Origin of the sequence: Halovenus aranensis, from assembly GCF_900100385.1 — an archaeon.
Taxonomy (GTDB): domain Archaea; phylum Halobacteriota; class Halobacteria; order Halobacteriales; family Haloarculaceae; genus Halovenus; species Halovenus aranensis.
Window position 1 is genome coordinate 144,458 of the sequence record NZ_FNFC01000002.1, and the last position, 24,185, is coordinate 168,642.

The window sequence follows — 24,185 nt, forward strand, 5'->3', positions numbered from 1 at the left end:
GAGTTCCAGACGAACCCGTGAGGGATTGAAGCCATCCCAGGTGGCCCATTGGACACCCGAAGGCGTTCAGACCAACCCGCGAGGACTAACCATACCGACGCCGACGCCACGGCCACCATCTCAGACAGGACTTCGTGAGACTCTCCACTCGGACGTTGCTTTGCTACAGACCTCAATATCATTTCAGCGCGTTTGGGCCGTGATTCAGTCGTTCTGAGAGAGCGTGGCCAAGTTGAATCATATCACGTGAGTGGTATAATGTTGTAGTCAGAGACAACGCAGTGACCATCATCGGTCGTGCTTCTTGTAAGGGTCTGCTTGCATGCTGTGCAATGCCGGGCAGTACCCTGCACGACTATCGATTATCTGGGGCTGCCTGGCCACCGACGTTACTCCCGATTGACCCACTGGTAGTAATCAGTCCGAGACACGCAGCGACGGCGGCGAGCCACATCAGGACTGCAGCACCGGTGATACCGGCCTCGTACAGCGCTGTTCCGAACACTATGTCTGCAACCACCAGCCCGACTGGATACAGTCGCGTCAGTGGGTCTGAGTGGATCATAGCGGTAACAGCGCGGAAACCCACCCGTTCACGGGTGGGAGGAAGCGCGTAAGCTCCATATCTCTAACCACTAGCCACGACAAGGCCGACTCCCCCAACGCTTTTCAATCCCAAAACCTACATATGATGTATGGAGGAGCGGCGAACTGTCCCCGTGAAACTCGACGTGGGCAGTGACGACACTGCACTTCTCCGAGACACCGTAGACGAGTTTCTGTGGGCGGCTAACTACGTGACACGCCACGCTTTCCAAGGCGAATATGTCACCACAAGCAAAACCACGCTCCACGACGACACCTACGAGGACGTGCGCGACGAGACAGCGTTGCACAGCAACCACGTCCAAGCTGCCCGAAACAAAGCCGCCGAAGCCTGTAAGAGCGTGGTCAAGAAGTGGAAACAAGGCAAGAAAGCGTCGATGCCGTACTTCACCAGTCCACACGTCGTCTACGACCACCGCACTGCCACATTCCACGACGAGTACGTGTCGCTGGCGACCGTTGACGGTCGTATTGAAGCCGACTACGTGCTCCCCGACAATGAGCGAGACACACCCCACGCAGAATACTTCTTCTCGGACGAATACGAGACGACAGGGGCGGAGCTACACTACAGCAACGGCAACTGGATGCTTCACATCCACTGCAAGAAGGATGTGGAGTCTGACACGCCCCAACAGGCAACACCTGAGAACGGAACGGTTCTCGGGGTTGACCTCGGCGTGAACAATCTTGCAGTTGCCTCGACTGGCACGTTCTGGACTGGCGACGAGTTCGACCACTGGCGGCGCGAATACGAGAAGCGGCGTGGCGACTTCCAAGAGTGCGGAACACGGTGGGCGCACGAGAATATGCAGGCGGTCGGACGCAAAGAGGATGGTCGGTTCAAGATGACGCTCCACCGTATCTCGAACGAGCTGGTAGCTGAAGCCCGTGACCACGAGTGTTCGGTGATAGCGTTCGAGGACTTGACCAACATTCGTGAGCGCACTGGTGCGTCGTGGGGACACAAGTGGGCATTCAACCGCCTGTACGAATACGTCGAATACAAAGCCGAAGCGTGCGGCATCGACGTAGAACAGGTTGACCCTGAGAACACGTCTCGGCGGTGTTCACATTGTGGGTTCACGCACCCGGACAATCGTGAAAACGAATCTTTCGAGTGCCTGAAATGCGAGTACGAGAACCACGCCGACTACAACGCCGCGAAAAATATCGGACTGCGGTATCTCCGCCGGAACCAAACTGGCTCCGGTGGAGGCGCACCCGTAGGCGTGCGCTTGAACAGCGGGACGTTGAACGCAAACGGAGAGTATGAACCTCCTGTCGAGGATTCGGCCAGAGCGGGAGTCCACGCTGAAAGCCCACGGCTTTAGCCGTGGGTTAGCTTACCCCCACACCCATTCCCAGTGCATGCTAGGAATGCTAATTTAGCCAGCACTGAATTCTAGCCATGCAGATCCCCGGGTACTTCCATACTGAGCGTTGCAAGCCACTACGTCCGAGGCAACGTCTAATCAGGATTTCAACAGAGCAATTTGATCAGACACGGTCGCTACTTTCTGGTTGATACGGGTCCCTCTGTGCCGGGACGACACGTAATCCAGCCTCATCATCGCGGTCGTAGACAACGACGCGGTCGTCGCCTTCAACAGGAAGAAGGCGGTGAACAATTGTTGCACTCACGCAGATTTCGCGACGACCGTTGCGACACTTGTAGCAAGCCAGAGGCTTCTGCTTGTCTGGCTGTCCCTCAACAATGCGGAATCCTGGACTATCGCCGTCAACGACCGAATAATCATCCGCGACATCCCACTCTGGCTTTGTCGTCGCGCCAGAGATTCGAAGGCGATACTCGGACAGTGTCACTGTCGTCTCGTACCCTGGCCCGCGCTCGATGACGTACGGCGACTCTGAGTTAGTTGCCACTGGACTCTCCTCCATTGGTAGCGTGCCGTATCTGGATGGCAGTGCCTGACTTGTGAACCGTCTGACTTCGGTTCACACGGCTGTAAGTTTCGATACTGGGACATAGCTTGCAGGACCGGCTCCTCATGACTGTACCTCCGTCGGGTGTTCGTGGTCTTGCTCTGTCTCGGCAGCTTCGGCAACCTCGCCGATAAACGCTTGACTTCGAATCTCGGCGGCGGTCCGATACTGTGAACTCTCCTCTGGCTCGCGGAGTTTGATCGAACTGGCGAGCTGACGAATCTCGTTGAGTTCGCGCAGGGTCTGCGGGGATGCTGGTGCGTCGCCACCGGGTGACTCGGGCACCGTGTCCTCCTCAAAGAATGCCCGTACGCGCTGTCGGACAGTGTGGAGGATAGTCACGACAATCCCTCCGCGGACTGCCGGTGCGGCTGGCAGTCGTCACAGCCAGCGAGGAACCCTGTTCTCGAAGTTAGAGTGATTGGCAGTCGGTCCGTTCCCAACACGGTCGCGTTGGCTGTCCCAGTGATAGTGAAAATCGAACTGAGGTTTTTCACGATTGGAATGACGCGCTTGGCAGCGAGCGTTTTGGTGTGTGCCTGTCCCATGAGTAAGACAATGAGCTGATAGAGTATCAAATTTGCCATTAGTATAGTAAAAAATAGACAGGAGTATCTAAAATACAACATCTGTTCTAATAAAAGTCCGTCCGACGAAACTATACCGAAGCCTCATAATACACGGAACATGGCGAAAGAGGATAGGCAGCAGCAGGTTCTTCAATTTCTCGCTGAATACGATTTAGCGCTGCCACCTCGGGCGATTTACCGCAACTTACGACTCCACTACAATATTACGTTTGGCTACTCTAGCGTCGACAACTATTTAGATGAATTTGTCGAGGAGGGGCTTTGTGACCGTGTTGATCCCGAGAAATTGGAAGAGAGAGAACTCGTCAGTCTGCCATCTGGAAGAACTCACCGTGCGTACTATATTATAACTGAAAAAGGGAGAGACAAACTGTCTGATTGATTTCTATCTTGATTCAGCGAGAGAATCCGGGCGTGCATCGCGTAAGATCCGTGTCACTAACTACCGGAGACTGCCGGACGGGAACCCCAACGGTTAGTTTCGCCGGTGCCGATAGTTCACACACGGGTTCCGCTGACTCCCCACGGCTTTAGCTGGAGAGGAGGTCATCCGCTTTTACTACCGCAGAGCGTCATTATACAGACAACCACGCGGTGTCGCGTCCCGCTGAGGGAACACCCCACCGCCCAGGGTGCTGGAAGGCCGTGACCTACCCAGGGTCGCTGGCTGGTCGTGGGGTGGCCGACGCCGCGGATGCACCCGAGCAGTCATCCGTCTCTTCAGCCATGTCACACTCAGAGTCACAACACTCGACAGCCACAACAGAGTCGCCCTATGCTCGCGACAATTACTGGGGCTCGCTCGACCAGGACAACGACGACGAGCAGGGTCACGTCGAGACCTCGGGAACCGACCCAGCACAGTACCTCGCCTACCAGTACCTCTCGGACGTGGTCGACGTGGTCTGTGGCCGCACACTCGACCGACACGACCGCGAAATCGAACTGTCCGAGCCGTGTCTGTACCTCCCCAAAGAGAGTCGTCGCGAGCTGGGCGTCGCGCGCGATGGAACGCCAGACACGTGCCCAGCATGCGACAATGACCATCTCCAGCGTGTGGCCCCACTCCGACTCGAGTGTACGGCCGACGACTGCGACGAGTCGATTCTCGAAGACCGAACACTCCGAGTCATCGAGTACCGACAGCATCGTCACCGCCGCCGCATCAACCCTGAGACAGGCTGGATTAACTGGGGCGAGAGTACGAGTACGGACGTTCCCGATGAGATCGACGAGGATGTCTGGCTGCTCGCCGTCCACAACTATCTCGCGCAGTCAGAGTTGCGATACTCGCTCGTTGACGGCGCACTCACCTACGCAGAGCGGCTGTATCGCGACCCAAACCAGTCGACCGCACAGGATGCCCTCGCGACGTTTATCGAGATGACGCGGCGCGTGTGCGATCCCGAAGCGGATGTGGGTTCGTTCCCAGCCTGACCCTGTATCGAGTTGTTAGTATCGTGTGCTAACCTGAACGTCCAGATCGTTCGGGCGGGCTCAAGTCCCGCTGCGCTCGTCGGGCCCGTGACCGCTTTCACGGTTTCCTGGCCTGACTATTGCCAGCCGCATAGCGCGCTCAAAAAGACGTCACGTCAATCACAACAACCCATGCATTCTTTCGAACGAGAGTTTTGGACCGTCGTTCTAGTGATTTTTTGCATACTTGATACTGTCACCACTGCAGTTGTCTTAACTCTCGGTGGCTACGAGTCTGCACAACCTGCCGGATGGTTTTATAGCCAGTTTGGTATCGCAGGACTGGCACTACACAAGCTGTTGTTTGCTGTGGCTCTTGCTATCATCTGGGTTGCCTACCATCGATTGGATAATGTGTTCACCGATGGGACTGGTAGCTACCGACTCTTGCTGCCGACACTGATAGCAAGCCGAGGGGCTTGGATTGTGGTCTGGAACGTGTCTGTGGTAGCTGAGCTACTTGGTGTCCCAACAATTGTTGACATCCCGAATCCGAACGTGATGTTCCAATGATCAGACAAACGCTATTAGACGATAAAAACAGTAGTACCGTCGCACCTGTTGCGTTGGCAATTGTCATTATTGTCGGCTTACAGGTTGCTCCATTTTTGGCGATCGTTCGTGGTGCGGACACAAATCCATCATATTCGGTGTCTTCATCTAGTAATTCCCTGACACAGTCCTCTGAAAACAAGTTAGCCGTTATCGACGTTTACGACGGTACGAACGGGCCGTTCCTTGATTTAGCAACATCTAACGGTAAAGTGTACGGAGTCGGAACAAATTCTGGCTCTACAGTTATCGATGCAAGTACGATGACGAATCTACAAAAATCTTCTCAAAAATGGGATATAATTAAAACTGCTGGAAGTTATGTCTATACCGGCAGTGGGACTGCGAAAGTCTCAAACAAGCTTGGCAAAGCGCCAAAAAGCAATATCTCAGATACAATTACGTCAACTGGCTATCAAGATATCGCACTTAACGACTCTACCATATTTACCGGCGGATACAACGGTAACTATGTCATTGAACTACGCTCACGAAGTGATTTGACAAAAAAGAAAAGTATATCATGGGGAACATTTACACTTGGTATTGAGTACGCTGAGAATGAAGTATTTGTATTTGAGGGTAACTCGATATCCGTGTATGATACAGCACTTGAAACTGAGAAGCGGACAACATCACAAACAAACGATCATCAGGATGGACTAGTATACAGCAATAAAGTTGTCACTGCAACTAATGATGGTGTAAGAATATTCGATAAAAACACTCTTACGCTAGAAGTCACTCAGGAGTGGGGTACTTACGTTCACGATGTTGCCGTCACTGATGATTATATTTATGCAGCAGGTGATAACGGTGTAGTCACTCAGCTTGATTGGAATGGGAATATTATCCACTCGCTTAACATCTCATCAAAAGGCATTAACTCAATTGAAGCAGATGACAATGGTGAGTCTATATTCGCGTCCACGAACAACAACAAAATCCACAAACTCACCACCGGCCCCTTTGTAACTGGAACTGTCACAGACACTGATGGAAATGCAATTTCTGGAGCAACTGTTATTGGTGCTAGCTCAGAGATTGCAACCGACCAAGATGGCTCATATACCCTTCCTCTCAATACGTCAGCTACTAGTTCAGATGTTGAGATAACCGCTCAGAGTTTAGTTGATGAAAATACCAAGAAGGTGTCCGTACCCGCATCAAACGTTGATTTTACGCTGGCAAACGGCGATGTCGGGGGTCAAGTTCTCGCCTGCTCGCCAGACGATCTCAATTGCGTTGACCCGTCGCCGCTCCCGAATGCCACTGTCGAGATCGTCGGCTTAGACCACGTTGAAATCGAGAACTATTTCAGCGATATCTCTTCACCGGAGGAAGCCAAGCAGAAAGCTGAAAATATCCTCGAAGACGCGCGCTCGTGGGACATCAATTTTGACGCAGACTTGAGCGTCTTCGAAGATGTTGCCAATGCCAATTCGGAAGCGACGTACCCACTGATTCACAGTCCTGAAGACTGGGGTATCCGCGGTGACTCATCACTGACTGACAAGTTCATCGCGGGCGAACGACCAGATCTCGAAAACCCGATGGTCACGGTTCCAGCCGACGAGGAGGTTATACTGAGCCTGTGGGACCCGACACAGCAGAGCACTGGCTTTCTCGACAACCTCTTCGAAGACTTCGCCTCGGAGGATGTCGTCGGCTCGCCGGTCGACGGCAAAGTCGACATCACACAGCTCGGGCCGAGTGGTGAGGACATGGGAACTACGGGTCTTCCAATTAAATCTGACGTGCAGTCCGTCGATGTAAGCGAACCTGTTGGCATTACGACGGGCACAGAAGAGGTTCCTGTTCGGTCGTTCACCTTCTCCGAGGGATTCTACGAGGTGAGTGTTGAGGACTCATCGGCTGCGTACATCGTCAAAGCCGGCGACCCAGATGTTGAAGAGCTGTATCCTGGCTACTTCCACGACCTAAAAGACAAACAGGGAGAGTTGCTTGACAAGGCAAAGAAACTGGAGAACTTATCAAACGCTGGCATTCTCAACACGACGACCGTGCAGGCCGACGAAAACGGCCGCTGGAGTGCGGACCTTCCGTCGTCGACAAAGACTGTCGGTGTCACTGCTTGGAAGGGGCCGAAGAACTTGCTCGACGTGCAAGATATCGAGAACGCCGACACATCCGTCCAAGCATACATCCAGAACCTCCGCTCGGAAGCCATCACACAAATTGAGTCGCAGTTAGAATCGACCATCGACGACCTGGTCGCGAAGGGGCAGGATATTGAGAATCCAGAGGACATCCGGAACATCAGCGATGTGGTGAACTCAACGGAGGTATCGTTATCCGACATCAAATCTGAGATGAACCAGTCGAACTTCGAGAACTCACTCCTTGATGAGAAAATCTACGCGCCACGCGAGCCCGTCGAACTCTCGGTCGGTGAGAACGCAGATATTGAGACGACACGCGTGGCTGCGGACTCGTTCATCAATCCCGGTATCTACAACGAGATTGTCAACTCACAGTACGAGGAGTTCTTGAACGACCATCTCGACTCGCTGTTCTCGGAACTGGACGTGCCGCTTGATGAGATTGACAGTCTGGGGCAACTGGACTCGTTCTTACAGGACTTACTCAAAGACCGCGAGGAAATGACGAGTCGAATTGACGAGATGGAGTCGTTGATAGAGCGTCTGAAAAACCAGCAGGGGCAACTCAGCGAAGAGGAACTGCGGCAGATTCTCGGCGAACTTGACCTCAACACAAACATCGAGAATATCGACGAACTCAACAAGGCCATCGCCGAGCTGGGGAACATCTTCCCAGAGGACCCGAGCAACGAACCGCCGGAGGACCTCCTCCAGCGGATATCCGCGCTCGAATCGACGATTTCGGCACTCGAGGAAACCGTCTCCAGCCCTGATGACACGAGCGAGATAACGGATGGCCTTTACTCGGGCGAATTCCACTTCCCCTCGGAAGTCGCTGCCGACAGCACGACGGTCTGGATTGACTGGGCAGACAGCACGAACGCCCGGCAGATAACAAACCCGGAGACGGGCGACCCAGTTACGTCCGAGCCAATCCAGGGGAGCAGCCGTCTCTCGGATGAGTACTGGTCTATCTCCGGCTCGGGACTGTTCGGAGATGCGGACGTCGTCTCCATTGAGGACGTGCCTATCCCGGACGATATGGCAATTGCCGACGTGCGCGTCGAGACAGTCGCCGGTGGTGCACCGAAAGAAAGCGAGAACTCGGTTCAGAACCCGGCATTCAGTGGCGATATCCCGTCACTCTCGTCGGTTGACCTCTCGACGCTCCGCCCGGCGGCTGATGACCAGGTCCGCGTCAACCTCGTGGCTGACAAGAGTCGGTACGAGCGCATCGTGGACGTGAGTGCCTACGGCCCGAACGGGAACCCGACGAATGCAGAGGTTGACCGTGTTGAGGATGCTGCACTTGTCTCGATGAACGGGACGGGAGCGCACTGGATAGAAGTGGTGTACCAGTCCACGAGTGGGCACAACTTCACGCACGACTTCCAGCTACAGGCAGTTGGTGACGGAGGCGGTACGCCCGCGCCGACAATCCAGTTCGACCGCGGGCCGAGCGGGACCATCGGAATGGCCGGTGATGGTGTTCGCGAGGTGAACATTGAGGAATTGCCCGCCCAGAATAAGGCCAACATCGAGGTCGTGGCGGCGGACACGGACATCTCTGGCCTGCACGTCCGAACGCTGAACCAAGTGAGCGCTGAAACCATCAGCGTCGACGTTGTGGCTGGCGACGAGCGCGTGAGCGTCTCGAAGCATGTCACCGTCTACTTGCACAAGAACCTCGCCGACGACACGCTTGTCTGGCGGAATGGGGATGCAGTCCCGCACGCCGGAAATCCGTTCGGGGAGTATCTCAAGGAGGACGGCTTGGTCTTGACCTACTCGGATGATACGGGGAAGGTAGACGTGTCGCTGGAGCCTGACCCTGGAGTACTTGACCGCGCACAGCACTGGATTGACCTGCAAATTCAGAGCTTCCCGTCGCCGTTCGCACTGATACCAGCCGTCCTTGCACTCCCGTTCATCCGCCGGAGGTGGTTTGTGTGACAGACATGACCGATAACATTGACAACACTGACACCGAGACAGACGTACAGTTCGACGAGGAACAGACCCGTCGCGAGTTCATGCTCGGCGCGGGGACGGCCGCAACGGCCGCTACACTCCCGTTTGGCCTTGAATCAGCGTGGCTGAACACGGTATCACTCTCTCCACTGGCGGCCGAGAACATCGACCTCTTTGGCGGACTCTCCGCTCGCGATGAAACGCTGTTACACTCCGATAATCGCGTCTCGATGCACGTGCCGTTCTCCGGCTCGGAGTCAGACATTCAGGCGTGGGTTGACGAGTCCGACGACCGCACGCTCGTGTCGGTCGATACGGCGACGGAGACAGCGACTATCATCATGCCGCTGTCCGATGTTGTCTCCCGTGTCTTCTCGTCGCCATCGCTGAGCGACCAGGAGTGGGTAGATACGGAGCGAGATATCGACATCCGAACGGAACTCTCGCGGCCAGAGCCTGTCGACCTCGACGATGATGCATCTGTCCCAGTCAGCCGACTGGAGCGGGTGGCACTTGGTTTCGATAACGTCTCCCCGCTGGACAAAGGCAACGGCGTTGCATTCAGTGAGGATGCCTCCAAAGGCTCGCTCCGAGCGGCCCGCCAGTCGACGAACGCACCGGACTCCTTGGTCCAGGGCGCAGCGACCGGCAACGTGACCGTGGCGGTCATCGACACCGGTGCGAACACCGCTGGCGGCGCGGTCTTCGGCGGCACCACCATCCTCGACGCGAGCTGGAACGCTATCTCGGACACGACGGTGGCCGAGGGGGGTGTCGACGCGGTCGCCGACGGCGCTGGGCACGGCTCACACGTCGCTTCGACTATCGCAGCGGACCCCGGAAACGGAGTGATGGAGGAGTACACGGGCTACCTGCCGGGCTGTGATTTGCTCGTCATCAAGGCGCTCGGTGATGATGGAAGCGGCAACACGGACAATATCGCCCGCGCGGTCACGTACGCGGCAGACCAGGGCGCGGACCTGCTCTGCATGTCGCTCGGCTCACCCGTGTGGAGCGTCGAACTCGACCGGGCCATCTCGTACGCAGCTGGGAGTGGCGTCGTCCCGTTTATCGCTGCGGGTAACGCCCGAACGCGCCAGACGTGGGTCGCCTCGCCTGCCGACGCCGGCGACGCGGCCGCCATCGCCGCCGGAACCATCGCCAGTCAACCCAGCGACATCGAAATCGCGTACTTCTCGAACATCGGTCCTGACCCCGGCACGCGCGACCTCTCAGGCGGCGCGACAGAAGGCAGTGACCCCGATCTGGCTGGCCCAGGAATGAAACTGGACGCCCTCGTTGCGGACTCCGCCGGTGACACGTCGTTCAAGGCGCTCTCTGGCACGTCGATGGCAACGCCGTGTGTTGTCGGAGCGGCGGGCCTTGTTTTAGCCGAGACGAGCGTCGGGGCCGACGACCTCGTTGCCCACATGCAGGACCACGCGCAACGACTCGAACAGGCGGGCGTTCACGAGGCAGGCGCGGGCTACCCGGACGTAGACCGTGCAATCAACGGGACCGCGACTGCCGACACGCAGGAGACGATCCGGACAGACGAGGCACAGACCCGTGACACAGCCTACGAGCGGCTGAGTGACGCACAGGGTGGCTTCCTCGCTGGACTCTTCTGAGGGAGGATACAATGCCAACGCGACGCCAATACTTGCAGTCCCTCGCAGCCGCGGGTGGCGCGACCGTCGTTGTCGAGAGTGCCAGTGCGGCGGATTTGGATGACATCGACAGCGAGTACAGCCATGTTGACACCAGCTTCGAGCAGGCAACTCTCGAACAGTTCCAGCCACGCCTGCTCGTTGACGGCGAAACAAGGCCGAACCTTCGCAACCAGCTCGCGTGGGTGGCGCGCTCGGACGAGTACGACACAACGGCGTGTTGCTACGTTACGCGATACTCGCATCAAGAAGGACTCACCGGGCTGGACAGCCACCTCTACGATACCGAGCCAGTGTACGTGTTCGTCGACGAGGACGCTGGCACGGTCGACGAAGTCATTTTCACGGGCTGGCACTGGAACGCGGCCGCTGTCTCTGGCTCGGCAGCGCCGCTGTCAGCACAGCGGACTGACACAGAGACACACGTCTCGTTGACTGTCGTCTCGCCGTGGCACAACTACGTGCTTGCGCGACCCGATTCGGGCGCGTTCTTTGGGCTGACAGACTGGCACGCCCGCCGGTCGTATCTCGTCGATAACGGCCTGTACGAGCGCGGTGCTGTGGAGGCGTTTGAGGAACCATGGACGATGCACTCGGACCACGGCGCTCGCGGTGGCTGGTGGAACGAGAAACTGTTCCTCCAGGCCGACGGCCCGCTCCCAATCCGCGTCAACATCGACTACCTCACGATGCGCGTGTGGCGACGAATCGGCATTCGTGGCTGGTCTGACCGTGCCGAGAACCTTCGATAACTCATCAATGTCACTGCCATACTACACACTCCAGAACCCGCCGCCGCCACCGGTCCCACCACCGGTTTCGATGTCGGTGGCCGTTGTATCGTCCGCTCACTACTTGCAGTTCTCAAACATCAATGAGACAGTACCTACCAGACGCACGGATAGCACAGCTTTTCGTCGTGTTGCTAGCTGTCGGGGCAGTCATCACGGCTGGTCCGATGGCAGCCTCGGCAGCGACTACGGTGACGCTAGCCGGCGACGGGACCGACACCATCAACAACTTCACCGCCTCAGAGAACGACTACATCGAGTATTCCGTGTCATCAGATGGGACGGATTTCAGCACTGATGGAACCACGACCATCAAGATGAACATCACCCACAACGGGGTGGAGCACGCGACCTACTCGAACGACTCTGTTGACGGCGCTTCGGCGTCCCACTTGATCAGACTCTCGCAGGCCGAGCTGGATACGCTCCCGGGACAGATCAACCAGACGACGACGGTGAACGTCACCACCTGGGGGGTGGACTCGAACGGCAACATCGCGACGACGGCCAATGAGTTCCAGGTAGACATCGTCTTCGATGAATCGCGGTCGGTCATGTACATCGAGGATGACAGCGACTCTGCAGTCGACGTTGAGGAGGTCGACGACGGCCTCCTGTCGATGAGTACGCTGTCTTCACTCAACCCGTTGAGTGACGATGACGATGAGATGGAAAACAACTACCACATTGAGGAGGACCGCGACGTGGTCGGCAACACCACAACGGTCCACATCAAAAACGCGGGCGATGATAACCTGACGAGTGCTTTCGAGGACAGCGCGGACGGTTACGACGACAGCGGAACGCCAGTCCTCGGTATGAGCGTGCTGGCCGACGACGAGGTAATTCCGGTCTTCAATTCGGAGCGGAATGACGACATCGTCGACGCCAGCGACACGTACGCGGTCTACGAGGGTAACGGCGACCTTCGCATCGAAATCGGCGACGACTATGGGAGCAGTGACACAGTGACGCTCCAGAGTTCGTCAGCCGACCCGCTCAGCGACAGTATCGACATGTCGCTGTCGGACGTGGAGAGCGCGTACAACGACGGCCTCAGTAGTTCGGACATCCGCGACCAGTTCGGCATCTTGACGTGGGTGTTCTCGTTCTCGCCGCTGCTGCTCGGCGGTATCGGCGTCATCACCGTGCGGCGGCGTCGGCTCAAAGGCGAGACGGAGGCGTAATATGGCACAGCGTAGCCAAGCACTCTGGCGGATTCTCGCACTCTTGTACGGCATGACTATCGCCGCGTTCATCTCGGGCATCGTCACGCTCGTCGGCTTCATCTGGATGCTTGTCGACATCCCGTGGCAGCTAATCACCGGCCGCAACGACCTCTCCGAAGACTCGGGGCCGGCGTCGCTCGTCAGCACGACCATTCTCTGGAACACAGAGATGCTGATTTTCAGTCTGACGGGCGGTGGGCCAAAGCGCCTCGTCTGGCTGCCCGGACGGTAGCGGCCGCAGCTAACTGGAGAGCGACCTTGCAGGACTGGTTGTGAGCCACAGCAGTGGCTTGTCGGGTTCGAGTCCCGACCCTGCCCTCGATGAGTCAGCAAACCAATCCAACACGGCGACAGGTGCTTCGGCGGACCGGTGCCGGAGTAGCGACCGTCGCGACGGCCGCCGCTGGCGGGACGGCTCTGGCTGGCCGTGGCACGGCAGACTCCGGCCCGTCGGGCCTGTTCGCCGACGAAGAAATCTCGTACAGTGAGGCAACCTTCGGCTACGTGACCGGGCTGATGACCGGTGTCCGCGCGTGGGCGTCCAACGAATTAACGGGCTCGTCGTCGCTGCGCCTAGAAGGCCACGTCGACGACATCGTCGAAGAGTACTGCGACCACGAGCAGGACTGGGTGTCGTGGGTTAACGACCGCGACCTCGGGAGCGCTGACCGCCAGTCGGCGGCGATAACGTTCGAGCATGGCGACGAGGAGACGACGCGCTACGTGCGAGCCGATTACGACACGAGCGCTGAGGAGTACGCCGGCACGACCTTCTCGACGGACGCTGTTGACGACCCGGATATCACGGCGACAATCCGCGGGATTGCTGTCGAGAACGCCGCCGACGAGCTGGCCGACCTTCACGCAGAGTTCATCAAGCCCAACGAGGATATCTCGACGGGCTACGCGTCACGACTGGCGGGCCGGTACACAATCGGCAACTCCGAGGGAACACACATCACGAGCAGCCTCCTCGGCGAGTTCTCGACGGAGGGGCTGTAACCATGCTCCGGACGCTGACTAAGTCTGTTGAGAGCGTAGCACAGTCTGTGACCGATGTCGCCAACGCCCGAGCCAGGGCGCTGACGAATCTTGGCGAGACGGCGCTGATGGCCACCGTCGCGCTCATCGTGTTGCTCATCATCGCCGTCCTGCTGGTGGTGAGTCCGACAGCGGGTGTCGGCTTCGCTGTCATCGCCGGCGGTGGCTACTGGCTGCTCTCACGGTGATCGCAATGAACGTCCCGACTCCGATTCCGAAGTCCGTCGTCGGCTGGGTCCGGCGACTCTGGACAGGCAGTACAGCACTCCAGGTCTGGCGGGCACTCCTGCTCGTCGTGTTTGTCGCCTTCGCGGGGCTGCTCACGGCTGTAGGCCCGCTGGGTTGGATTCTCGGCGGTATCATCGTCACAACGCTCGTCAGCGATTCCATCCGCGCCGTTGTCACTGACCTCTGGAACGCGAACCTGTACGAACTATCAGTCCCATGACTCGCACACATCGCCGACTGGCGTTCATCATCGCGGCGCTGACTGTTGTCTCGAGTGTGGCCGTGCTTGCCGTCGCTGGCAGTAGCGTGGTCACACTCGATGACGACACGGGCCTCTCGGACCAGTCGACTATCGAGCAGTTCGACGAGGAGGGGCTGGTCCAGGTCAACCACGTTTCGCCGAAGATGACGTTCACCGTCGCCGAGCAGAGCAGCGACGTGGGCGTCGACGGCATCCAGTACACGGATTTCGATACCATCTATCTCAAACTCAGTCACGAAGAGTCCATCGAGCGGACGGTTCGTATCCACATTCCCGAGGGCTACTGGCACCCGCATCCAGACGAGATTGATGCTATCGACAGCGACCTCACGATGTCGATGGAGCCAACAGGCGACGGCGCGTCCGCTGTTGAAGTCCACTTCGAGGGGCGTGAGAGTGGCGTTTTCCAAATCAAAAAGCAGGCGTCGCTGGTGTTCCACGCCAGAGAGTACACGCAGTCTTGGCTGTCGAACCAGACGGGCATCGACCTGCCGAGTCTTGCACCTGAGAGCGACGGCTGGGAGTACGTCCCGATGACCGAACTTAGCCGGGAAGAACCGACGTTCGGCATCCGTCCCGATGGCGATAGTCTCACACTCCAGTACGATGCCGCGAACTCGTCAGACCCGAACGGCAAAGAGTGGCGGCCACTCCCCAGTTGTGACTCGCTGACTGGCGGCGACGCGCCTGTCTGCTCCTTCGAGCAGGAGGCCGACAGCGAGACGGTCGTCTACGTGATGACGCAGGTTGAGAATCCGCCGGATGTCCGCTTCAAGGCTGAGGGTGGGTTCCTCGCGCAGTTGCGTGCCTCGCTGGACGAGGCAATTTTCGATATCCCGAAGGAAGCCGTCGAGAGTGCCCGCGACTGGGTTGACGACCTGCTGTCCTGAACGGAGATAACCATGAGCTTGTTAGAACTACCAAACACATCGAAAGGGGTACTGATAGCACTGGCAATCATCGCTGTCGTCGTGAGTGCGCTGTTCGCGTCGACGCTGTTGACGGTGGCGGTCGCCGCGGTCATCATCGCGATACTCACGTACTTGGTGTACATCGTCGGCAGCCGGATTCACCGCTGGCTACTCAACGCGTCGGTCACGCCGGGGCGATCATCATGAGTGCGATATTGCTGGCAGTTGTCGGGGTTCTGGCCGCGCTCGGGATTGCGTACTGGTATCCAGAGCGGACGGAGTGGGCACTACAACGCATTCTGGTTGCACGGCGGGCCATCTTCTCTGCAGTGGCCGTTCTCACAGCGTTCATCTTCTTAGGTACCGGGAGTCCGATCTTGGTGACTGTCGGCTTCGTGATGATTGTGTTGATGGTCTGGACCGTGTTTTTCGAGACGAATATCGAGGAGGCGGTGAGATAAGATGCAACGCAAACTCGACGGACTAGAGCGGCTTCGTGGTGACGTCGAGCGACTGGTCAAGCGGAACAGCCTCGACGAAGATGTTCGATACGAACTGAACGAGAGGCTGCGAGAGGCTGACCGTCTCGCCGAAGTTGTTCTCGTCCGGGATGGTTTTCTCGACTTCCTGAGCAGACACATCTCGCATGAGCACACGCGATACACACAACCGGAGCGGTTAGGCAACGACGGGACAGAGCGACAGGAACCGCTCTGTCTCTGTAACGACCGGTACTGTCCACTCAAGAAGGGAGAGCTTCCACGGCAGATTCGCGTCGCTGACGACCCGCGTGAGGCGATGCGTACCTACGCCGACAGCCATGCTGGTGAACCGGTCGTCATCCACGATGCACGAGACGAGTTCCGGGAGCGCGTTGTCGACTGCTGGTATCAGCATCGTCGCATCCTCAACTGCGCGCAGAACAACACGCTCCCCGACGAACTGGGGGCATCGGGACAGTCGCATCAGGAGCCGGCTGACGACTAACCCGTCTTTGTTATAATTCTGCTATAGTCTGTCGATAATCACCAACGAGATTCAATCATGTCATCAGACGACCACCGAACGAAAGTCGATTTCACAGTCAGCAAAGAGTCAAAGCGTCAGTACTGGGACCGCGAGGAACGCATCGAGGCACTCATCGAGAAGTGTTCGCGATGCCTGGAACACGGCACTCAGGAAAAGTACCAGTTCGCCGCGCAGAAGTTGGCGGGCGAGTTGGGACCACTGCTTGAGGCCCACACCTCTCGCCACCTGCTGTCGTTCGACGAGGCAGTTACCGACCACGAGGATTGGAATTTTGCCACCTTCGCTCGCTGGTACGACGAGCAAGAGTCGTTCATTCGCTTCTTCCGGACAGAGTATCTGACTGCGAGCCAGTCGCGCCGGGAGTGGTACGTCGACGGCTTGGAGGCCGCACTTCGCTCGATGACAGCGATTGCCGAGCAGTCCGGTATCGTCCACGACGCGTATGCAGGCCGCGCCGACGCCGTCGGCTTCGAAATGAAACTGGGTGAGCATCTCCAAGACGGCGAGATGGATATCGGCGACCCGCTGGAGTTAGTCACTGACAAGCAGGTTGATACGCTCAAGTGGCTCGTCTGTGGCGGGACTGGGTTGGGCAAGTCGACTGGAACCGAGCGATTCATCGAAGACTATCTCGCCGCTTCACAGCGTCCTGGTCGGGACTACAAAGTCTGTGACATCCTCGGGATGCGGCAGGGAGAGAACTGGCTGCCGGACGTGCCTCAGCAACAGGATGACCTTCGCCGCGTTCGCGAAGAGCATGGCCTACCGCCCTCGTTCGTTGACCACGACGACTACGAACCGCCGGAGATAGAGATTCTTCATCCGATAACCCAGGGGTTCAGCAAGCATCAACTCCCCTTCGATGTCGATGCCGAGGAGTTCGTCGTGCGACCGTTCACTGTGCCAGCCTCGGCGTTCCGAAAGCCGGTGATGGTGTCGCTGCTCATGTCTCGTCTCTCCGAGAGCGAGGAGGCCACCATCCGCGAAGTGTACGACGATATCGAGCAGGCGAAAGACGACTGGTCGCTGAAAGACCTCGCCGACGAAATCGCCGGCCGCCAAGAACTCTCGGACAAGCACAAGAGCAAAGCAATCGGCGTGTTGCGGTCGCTCCAGAATGAAGGGTTCATCCGCACCGCTGCAGACCAACACACGCTCGACTGGGACGCTGTCCTCAGTGATACGGACACGTACTCGATTTTTTCACAATCGCTGTGTGACAGCGACCTCTCTGCGCTGATGACGTTCGCGTATCTGCTCGACTCCATCTACCGACAACGTGAGAACAGCAATGCCGACTCCGAGGTTGTGCTGGTGATGCGAGAGCTCTGGGAAGTGATGCCCCATACTCGTCGACGGTCGTTCGACGCTCGTGAAGCGGCCGTCCAAGAGGCAATCGGCCAGATCGGCATGAAGGTCATGCGCCAGAACCGACACGCCGGAATCCATGTCGTCGCAGATACACAGGAGCCGAACGACCTCCTGAAATCTATCCGCGAACTGTTCAACCACTACGTCGTCTACTCAGCGAACAAGGACACCATCGACGACATTTTCGAGTGGACACAGAACAACCGGACGCGGTCGTTCTGGTCGACGATGACGGCGAAGGCAGGGCAGGCTGGCGTAGTTGGGCAGGCAGAACCAGCTATCGAAAATCGGGATATCGAGTTTATCTCTCCAGTCGAAGTGACGCCACCGTCACATCACCACTTCGACGTGAAACGTGACGGGACTGGCTGGCACGCCCGAGCCAAGTACTTCACACCCCTCGAAGTGTGCCCAGAGTGCGACAGCGACGCTATCGAGCGGAGCGAGGATGGTTACTACGTCACCTGCACAGAGTGTGGCGAGCGGTCGCTGGATGGCTCTGGTGGCCGCTGTGAGGAACTCCGCCGGCCAGCATCGACTGACGCGGTTCACTGGCAAGATGAGGTACCACCAGAACTCGAGATAGACCCCTTTGGCGAGCAAGTCGGTGGCGGCACCGCGCCAGATCCAGAGACGTTCCCAGTCCGAGCGTTCGCTTACGAGTGCCTCACTCGCGCGCCAGGAACGAATACGGCGAAGAAACACATCTACGCCGCGTTCAACGAGTTCGCAGCCGACCACGGCCACGACCGCTGGGACTTCGACTCCCGAAGTAAACTCACAGAGTTCGGCACAGCGCTCAAACAACACATCGAGGGGTCCCTCAAGTCGACGACTGTCGAGACGCCCGAAGGAGACGCAAAAGCCTATCAAGACCTGCGACTCACCAAGATCGGCACCGAATACCGAGATATGACTGGGCGGTGACGATGGTCGGAATAAATCCAACCAATTACGACATACAAACCCACAGACGGAACGACCATTTCAACCATTTCGACCTGATTTACCCCGGCTACGGTCTAGTGACTACCCTTCGCGCGCATCATCCGCACGCACGATTCAATTGTTCACTGAGAAAGAATAGTCTCGCAGGCACTGTCCTCGAGCTGGGCGAGCGAGTTCCGGACACACCCAAAATTTTCGCGCGCGGGTCATTGGCCGACCGCCCACCTCCAGTATAGCTATATTCTATCGGCAGTCAGCAGACAGCCAGCCTACAGCATCGCTATAGAACAACTATACTCATTCTTCCATGCACAACACCACACCACAAATCATCGCTGAGGGGACCGTCATCCCCAACGGGGATGCAGCACAGGTCTACTTCGAGAAAGCCTACACGCAGCAGATCGGCTTTCCGCTGGAACCGGGCAACAGGTTCACATCGTTGCTGGTTCCCGATCAGGCCATCGTCTTGCTTCCAGAGCGAGCCGATTTCTCGTTCCCCGTCGACGTGACTGTCCGCTCTGCAGACCAGTACCAGCTCGACATCGAGATGCCCGATAGTATCGACACGCGAGACAAACACCGAGCAGAAAGACGACCCGCCGATATAGAACGGGGGAATAGCCTTTCTGACGACAGAGGTGAGCGTCGATGAATCAGGCATCAACGACGACTAACAAGCGATTTGTCGGTCAGCCGAACCAGGACCTCGACGAAATCTCTGACCCGCACACCATCGAAGACGACTCCAAGACCTCACTCACCGAGCGTATCCGAAACAACTGGATAAAGGCCGCCTTCGGGACCGTCTTCGGCGTCGTCGGCCTCGCGATTGCACTGACCTACACGAGTTCGCTCTACCCCGAACTCGCCGGCAATCGCTACGTCCGGCTGGGCGTCCCGCTCCTGCTGTGGACGGCACTCATCGCATACGCCGCCGACCAGCGTCGCCTCGGACTGCTCTCGGGATACGACTGGCTCGTCCTGTCGACCGAGGACGGCCCCGTTCGCTTTGTCGGCGAAGCCCACACCGAGGGGACGCCGACGTTCGTCCCCTACAAGGGGTTTGACCGGCTGGGACGGCCACGCGGCCCCTACACAGTCGAAGAAGTAAACGAGCGACTACCAGATACCATCTCGAACCACACGACGGACGCCGATGACCCGGCCCGGATTCGGTTGCATCCGGCTTTCGTCCAGCTTGCGAGTACCGACCTCGGACATGTCATCACGCAGGAGACGACCGCGCTCGCGAGCGACTATCCTGCGAGTGAAGCGACCCACCACGCGCCAGAACCAGAACTCATCCGACAAGGAGTCTCGGAGGAACTCAAGCGGACAATCGAGCAAGAGCGCGAAGAGGTCCAGCAACTTCGCGACGAGATGGAGATGATGCGGCGACAGCTCCAGAACGCGAAAGACAACGGTGCGAAGACGACGGAGGAGATGATGGAAGAGTTCCTTGAGTTCTACGAACGGATAGAAGTGGCATCGAGTCGCTCTCGAACGAACGTCGACACGGCAACGAACGGCGATATGCCGGTTGGGGATACCGCACTCCAGACGCGGATGAATCAGGTCGAGCAGGAGGTGACGCCCGATGATGACTAACGCTGTTTCGACACGCCGGGTTGCTTGGCGCCTAGTCGTCTTCGTGGCGGTCGTGCTGGCCGTCGGCGTCGCCGTCGCGACCGCGCCGGCCGCAGCACAGTCGACTGTCGACAACAACCAGTCCGCCAGCGCGGCAGACCTCATTGTCGAACAGCCCAACTACGTCGACACCGACGTGCAACGACAGTCACAGGACGGTATCCCCGTCTATATCGTCGAGGGAGAGACCATCCACGTCGCCCCGGAGAACTTCGAGATGGACGCCGTCGAGTCGTTCGGCCTCGTGACTGGTGCAGGCTCGCTCTCCGCTGATGACGAGTGGGGGCGCTACACGCTGGACACGGGCGGCGAAACCGGTTCGTTCCGGCTGTATTGGGAGACGACAGAGACAGTTACCGTCGCGCAGGGCAACAAAACGACGACCGAGGAGCGCGTCGAGCGATTCGAGGCTATCGTGCGCGTCGACGACCAAGCGGACGTGACGGTCCTCTCCAGCGCGCAGGCCCAGCAGACACAGCAGGACGCCCAGCGCTGGCAGGAGTTCAACGCGACGGTTACTGACATCCGCAACTCGGATATGGTCGGCCACATCTTCTCCGAGCCGCAGTCCAACGAGGATGTCATCCAGGGGATGATAAACGCATATCTGACGAGTCGGTCGCCGTTCCACCTACTCTCCGGTGGCTTCACGGCTGGCGTCATTATCATGTCGACGACCGTGGGCGGGCTGTTCCTGCTCGGGCTGCTCAAAATCCCGGACCTGCTCATCGTCCGCCGGGTCTGGGCCGAAGTGCGTCGGTACCGCGGACTCGAAGAAGAGGAAGGCGATATCTCTGAACGCCAGGAGCAACTCGACTTCGAGCGCCGGATGGCGAATCTCTCGAACTGGGAGTTGAACGACATCCCTTCGGTCACCGACCACGAGGCCGCCGAGCTACGCAAAGCCGGACTCGGTGAGAACCCACTTGAGATGTTGCTGACGCTGGTGTACGGCTTTGCGCCGGAGCGTCTGAAAGAGACGGAATTGCTCGCGATGGGCGACGACGGTTACGCCTTCCAGGTCGACAGTGACGACAAGGTGGCTGCGGACGGCGGTTCACCGGTACGTGTTGTTGATCTTGATGCAGAACTGAGGCCGGGTGAGACACTGGCCGAGCGCGATGACCTCCGCGAGATCGACCCGACGGCCACCGACTGGGACGAACTCGTGGCCGGCGTCTCACCGGACGATGCCCGGCTCTGTGAGTTCGACGTGCGTGAGGCCGACGTGGACCCGGCGGCAATCGACCGGGAGATGCCATCGCTGGACCTACGCTCGCTCGTCGAGGAGTTCGATTTCTCCGAGTGGGCGTTCGAGGATGACGAGCGTGTAGGGGAGATCCTCGTCGAGTTCATGGAGCTAATCCGCGACCACCCGGTGACCGATGACGACGGCCAGGTCGACGAGGTGCGACTCCAGCTTGAGCAACTCCTGCAGGTGATGCAGTTCGCTCGCGATACCGAGCAGTTCCCCCACGCCGACAAGCTGGCCCAGCACTTCCAGGCCGCGACCCGCGCGTACGACCAAGACGACGACCTACACGAGTTCCTCCAGAACCATCGAGACAATCATGATGCATAGCTTCATCGCAACGACCGGCCGGACTGTCCTGCAAACGTCCGACCTCAATGTCCCTGAGCGAACACAGGGGCAGTTCGTGCTGTCGCTGTTTGCGGTCGCGGTCATCATTATCGCACTGCTCGCGGCCTACCGACGGACGCGATTCGCCGGTCTCGACGGAGACGCCGCGGAACACAAGAGCGCGCTGCTGGGTGCGATGCGCGAGCAGACGCCCGAAACCCTGCATATCCCTCGGAGTGCCGACGTCGACGACTACCGCGAGAACCTCGTCGACGCCTTCGACCGAGTCGAGAAGCGAGCTCGTGAGAACGCTGCCGTTGCGCATAACCCAGAGCGGGTGCCCGTCAGGGAGGCAGCGCGGAAGGTCGCACGGTCGCTGTACGAGTCCAGCGAACAAACACTACCGACGGTCCCACAGGCGACGATTCGGGTGGGCGTGTTGGCGATTGCCGTCGCAGTCCTGGGCGCGCTTGCCGTCTCGACCGAGTGGATTGTTGACCAGCTCACCCGGGACGCTGGTGGCGGTGGCGGGCCCGGACTCGGGGCGCTCGTCGGCCATGCCGTGTCGCTGACCGAGAGTGCCGTCGACGGCGTCATCTCCGTCTTGGCTGTCTTCCCCGGAGCGGTCGAACTCGCGGGCATCCTGTTCGCTATCGGTGTTCTTGCGTTCACAATCCTGTACGAGAACTATCTACTGATGGCTGTCTTACTGGGCCTTCTCGCCGGCGGGATTGCTGTGCTCGACCGCGAAGTCCCTGACGAGATCGACACTACGTTGTACCGCCATGACCGGTCGTCGCTCATGCTGGTGAGCGTCGGCGCTGTCGTCGCGGTGTGGCTCGCCGGCGTCATCCCGACCGCCACCGGGGCACTCATCGGCGACGTTGACCTCATCGTCGTGACCATCCCGTTCCCGACGCTCGGGGCAGGGCTCGGTGGGCTGCTGTCGCTCGGGACCGTCGCACTCCTGTTGCGGATGGCGTTCCGGTCCCTACGGGTTCGGATGCGACACGCGGCGACGATTGACTGGGACGAGGGACCGGACCTCCTGGTTGCCGGCTATCTCGTGACAACCTACGTCGGGTTGGGGCTCGCACTCGTGGCTGCCCCGCTCGTCCCGGCGTATCTGGCCGCGATATTCGTCCAGGGTGCAGCCGTCGAGATTCTGGCGGCGCTGTTCATGGCCGACGCACTGGTTCAGGTCGGGCTGCTAGCGGTCGTGTTGGCCGTCTGTGGTGGTATCGCGTACGTCGCGCGGGATCAGTGGGACGATGTCCACGCCGCCGTCTCCGAGGCACTCTCTCGACAGGCAGTCCGGCTCGCGCTGTTCCGTCGCGGGACGACCATCGGCGCTGGACTGTTCGCGTTCGCGCTGTTGTACGCCTTGCTCCGGAGCGCGGTGCTGGCGCTCGCCGGGGCGCTACTGTTCGGAGCGGTCGTCCACGCAGGGTACGTGATTGTCGACCGTGCAGCGCACCGCCTCTCGCTGGTTGGCGATGCTGACCCACGGGGACGCGGCGCGCTCATCCAGTGTTATGCGCTCCCGGATGCTGACGAGGACTACCATCTCGTCGCGAAGGTCGGGAGTGAGTATCGCGTCTCCCGGCGAGACGTTGACGCAACCGTCGACGACGTACTGCGCGTGGCCGATGCAGCACAGCATGGCGATGACCCACCGATAGTCATCGGCCGGAAGCGTGCCGAGGACCTGCTCGAACTCGGGCAGGTCGACGCGGATGTCGTCGACGAACTGCGCGAACGCGTCCGGAAAAAACTCCGCTACCAGACACAGCCCGGCGACCGCCAGGTCTCGAAAGACGAGCTCGAAGAGATGATGAGTGAGTTCCCTGAGTCAATCTGGCGGCCGCAAATCGAGCACTGGGAGCAGTTGGGCATCCTCATCGACCACGGCGACCGTCTGGAGCGGACCGGCGACCCGTGGAGTGCCGACGGGCTTTCGCTTTCCGGGCAGAATCGGGCCGGCCCGTAGCCATCAGGACTCTGTAGACGAAGTAGTCTCCCTGCCGTACTGTATACCAGTTGTTGAAAATACAGCTGAGTTATTCAGCTAAGCAATAGTGATAGACCGTCTCCTCGCAAATCTACTGAATAGAATCATCGTGCTTTCAACTACTGATACACCACCTGTGTTGACCGAACTACAACTCCGCGTTCCAGTCTGCTTTCAGTGCGTCATACAATCAGTTT

25 protein-coding genes are annotated in these 24,185 nt (G+C 58.6%); 21 read left to right on the forward strand and 4 right to left on the reverse strand.

Annotated features, from left to right (window positions below; translation table 11 throughout):
- Positions 1-355: 355 nt before the first annotated feature.
- Complete coding sequence (locus tag BLR34_RS02590; protein WP_092699130.1) at positions 356-565, reverse strand: hypothetical protein; 210 nt, start codon at positions 563-565, stop codon at positions 356-358.
- Positions 566-695: 130 nt separating this feature from the next.
- Here BLR34_RS02590 and BLR34_RS02595 point away from each other — a divergent pair, with 130 nt between their 5' ends.
- Positions 696-1,940, forward strand: coding sequence for an RNA-guided endonuclease InsQ/TnpB family protein (locus tag BLR34_RS02595; protein WP_092699132.1), 1,245 nt, complete (start codon positions 696-698; stop codon positions 1,938-1,940).
- 166 nt (positions 1,941-2,106) lie between these two features.
- Here BLR34_RS02595 and BLR34_RS02600 read toward each other — a convergent pair whose 3' ends face one another.
- The 3 genes from BLR34_RS02600 to BLR34_RS02610 all read right to left on the reverse strand — a co-directional run bounded on the left by BLR34_RS02600 (position 2,107) and on the right by BLR34_RS02610 (position 3,101).
- Positions 2,107-2,493, reverse strand: a complete 387-nt coding sequence (locus BLR34_RS02600) for a hypothetical protein (protein WP_143414108.1) — start codon at positions 2,491-2,493, stop codon at positions 2,107-2,109.
- 123 nt (positions 2,494-2,616) lie between these two features.
- Positions 2,617-2,895 (reverse strand): hypothetical protein, encoded by a 279-nt coding sequence (locus BLR34_RS02605; protein WP_092699136.1) that lies wholly within the window; start codon positions 2,893-2,895, stop codon positions 2,617-2,619.
- Positions 2,892-3,101 carry a hypothetical protein gene (locus BLR34_RS02610; protein WP_143414109.1) on the reverse strand — a complete coding sequence of 70 codons (210 nt, stop codon included), beginning with the start codon at positions 3,099-3,101 and terminating at the stop codon, positions 2,892-2,894. Before BLR34_RS02610 ends, BLR34_RS02605 begins: the two co-directional genes overlap by 4 nt.
- Positions 3,102-3,240: 139 nt before the next feature.
- Here BLR34_RS02610 and BLR34_RS02615 point away from each other — a divergent pair, with 139 nt between their 5' ends.
- From BLR34_RS02615 to BLR34_RS02710, 20 genes are all read left to right on the forward strand, one after another.
- Positions 3,241-3,525, forward strand: a complete 285-nt coding sequence (locus BLR34_RS02615; protein WP_092699141.1) for a hypothetical protein — start codon at positions 3,241-3,243, stop codon at positions 3,523-3,525.
- A 263-nt stretch (positions 3,526-3,788) separates the two neighbouring features.
- Positions 3,789-4,580 carry a hypothetical protein gene (locus BLR34_RS02620; protein ID WP_143414110.1) on the forward strand — a complete coding sequence of 264 codons (792 nt, stop codon included), beginning with the start codon at positions 3,789-3,791 and terminating at the stop codon, positions 4,578-4,580.
- Positions 4,581-4,751: 171 nt separating this feature from the next.
- Positions 4,752-5,132, forward strand: a complete 381-nt coding sequence (locus BLR34_RS16835) for a DUF5658 family protein (protein WP_176765214.1) — start codon at positions 4,752-4,754, stop codon at positions 5,130-5,132.
- A 539-nt stretch (positions 5,133-5,671) separates the two neighbouring features.
- Positions 5,672-9,247, forward strand: coding sequence for a hypothetical protein (locus BLR34_RS02630; RefSeq protein WP_143414111.1), 3,576 nt, complete (start codon positions 5,672-5,674; stop codon positions 9,245-9,247).
- A gap of 5 nt (positions 9,248-9,252) precedes the next feature.
- A complete protein-coding gene (locus BLR34_RS02635; RefSeq protein WP_092699149.1) occupies positions 9,253-10,896 on the forward strand; it encodes a S8 family serine peptidase in 1,644 nt (547 codons plus the stop codon).
- 11 nt (positions 10,897-10,907) lie between these two features.
- A complete protein-coding gene (locus tag BLR34_RS02640) occupies positions 10,908-11,687 on the forward strand; it encodes a hypothetical protein (protein ID WP_092699151.1) in 780 nt (259 codons plus the stop codon).
- Between the two features lie 122 nt (positions 11,688-11,809).
- Entirely contained in the window at positions 11,810-12,913 is a 1,104-nt protein-coding gene (locus tag BLR34_RS02645) for a hypothetical protein (RefSeq protein WP_092699153.1), read from the forward strand.
- A 1-nt stretch (position 12,914) separates the two neighbouring features.
- Positions 12,915-13,187, forward strand: a complete 273-nt coding sequence (locus BLR34_RS02650; protein WP_092699155.1) for a hypothetical protein — start codon at positions 12,915-12,917, stop codon at positions 13,185-13,187.
- A gap of 89 nt (positions 13,188-13,276) precedes the next feature.
- Positions 13,277-13,957 carry a hypothetical protein gene (locus BLR34_RS02655; RefSeq protein ID WP_143414112.1) on the forward strand — a complete coding sequence of 227 codons (681 nt, stop codon included), beginning with the start codon at positions 13,277-13,279 and terminating at the stop codon, positions 13,955-13,957.
- Positions 13,958-13,959: 2 nt separating this feature from the next.
- Complete coding sequence (locus BLR34_RS02660; protein ID WP_092699159.1) at positions 13,960-14,184, forward strand: hypothetical protein; 225 nt, start codon at positions 13,960-13,962, stop codon at positions 14,182-14,184.
- A 5-nt stretch (positions 14,185-14,189) separates the two neighbouring features.
- On the forward strand, positions 14,190-14,444 hold the full coding sequence (locus BLR34_RS02665) for a hypothetical protein (RefSeq protein WP_143414113.1): 255 nt from the start codon (positions 14,190-14,192) through the stop codon (positions 14,442-14,444).
- On the forward strand, positions 14,441-15,376 hold the full coding sequence (locus BLR34_RS02670) for a hypothetical protein (protein WP_092699163.1): 936 nt from the start codon (positions 14,441-14,443) through the stop codon (positions 15,374-15,376). Before BLR34_RS02665 ends, BLR34_RS02670 begins: the two co-directional genes overlap by 4 nt.
- 12 nt (positions 15,377-15,388) lie before the next feature.
- A complete protein-coding gene (locus tag BLR34_RS02675) occupies positions 15,389-15,604 on the forward strand; it encodes a hypothetical protein (protein ID WP_092699165.1) in 216 nt (71 codons plus the stop codon).
- Positions 15,601-15,858, forward strand: coding sequence for a hypothetical protein (locus tag BLR34_RS02680; protein ID WP_092699167.1), 258 nt, complete (start codon positions 15,601-15,603; stop codon positions 15,856-15,858). Before BLR34_RS02675 ends, BLR34_RS02680 begins: the two co-directional genes overlap by 4 nt.
- A 1-nt stretch (position 15,859) precedes the next feature.
- Positions 15,860-16,384 carry a hypothetical protein gene (locus BLR34_RS02685; protein WP_092699169.1) on the forward strand — a complete coding sequence of 175 codons (525 nt, stop codon included), beginning with the start codon at positions 15,860-15,862 and terminating at the stop codon, positions 16,382-16,384.
- Positions 16,385-16,441: 57 nt separating this feature from the next.
- Positions 16,442-18,724 carry a TFIIB-type zinc ribbon-containing protein gene (locus BLR34_RS02690; protein WP_092699171.1) on the forward strand — a complete coding sequence of 761 codons (2,283 nt, stop codon included), beginning with the start codon at positions 16,442-16,444 and terminating at the stop codon, positions 18,722-18,724.
- A gap of 328 nt (positions 18,725-19,052) precedes the next feature.
- Positions 19,053-19,400 carry a hypothetical protein gene (locus BLR34_RS02695; RefSeq protein ID WP_092699173.1) on the forward strand — a complete coding sequence of 116 codons (348 nt, stop codon included), beginning with the start codon at positions 19,053-19,055 and terminating at the stop codon, positions 19,398-19,400.
- Entirely contained in the window at positions 19,397-20,356 is a 960-nt protein-coding gene (locus BLR34_RS02700; protein ID WP_092699175.1) for a hypothetical protein, read from the forward strand. The genes BLR34_RS02695 and BLR34_RS02700 overlap by 4 nt, the downstream gene beginning before the upstream one ends.
- Positions 20,346-21,977, forward strand: coding sequence for a hypothetical protein (locus BLR34_RS02705; RefSeq protein ID WP_143414114.1), 1,632 nt, complete (start codon positions 20,346-20,348; stop codon positions 21,975-21,977). Before BLR34_RS02700 ends, BLR34_RS02705 begins: the two co-directional genes overlap by 11 nt.
- Positions 21,970-23,967 (forward strand): hypothetical protein, encoded by a 1,998-nt coding sequence (locus tag BLR34_RS02710; protein ID WP_092699179.1) that lies wholly within the window; start codon positions 21,970-21,972, stop codon positions 23,965-23,967. Before BLR34_RS02705 ends, BLR34_RS02710 begins: the two co-directional genes overlap by 8 nt.
- The last annotated feature ends 218 nt before the right edge of the window (positions 23,968-24,185 follow it).